General features: G+C 40.8%; 1 protein-coding gene. It reads left to right on the top strand.

Annotated elements, in window-relative coordinates; translation table 11 throughout:
- Nucleotides 1-180, top strand: a 180-nt coding sequence (locus tag H6A12_RS13205; RefSeq protein WP_275955309.1) for a LexA family protein, incomplete at its 5' end; no start/stop codon positions are given.
- Nucleotides 181-245 lie beyond the last annotated feature (65 nt).

The following is a 245-nucleotide window of genomic DNA, read 5'->3' as shown; positions in this document are numbered from 1 at the left end:
GCAGAAGAAGGAGATATTGTTGTTGCGCTGGTAGACAACGAAACCACACTAAAGAGGTTTTACAGAGATAAAAAACACCGTTGCTGTCGCTTACACCCTGAAAACAGCAAGATGAAAGATATCTATGTTCAGGACTGCACTATTCAGGGTGTTGCCCAAAATGTCATTAAAGCACTGTAAGCACATTGAATGAAGGAGGGGTTAAGATGCAGGTATATGTGTCCAACAGAGAAATCGAACAAATA

This window comes from Merdimmobilis hominis (assembly GCF_016901855.1).
In the GTDB taxonomy this organism is placed as follows: domain Bacteria; phylum Bacillota; class Clostridia; order Oscillospirales; family Ruminococcaceae; genus Paludihabitans.
This window is presented reverse-complemented; position numbering and strand designations above follow the sequence as displayed.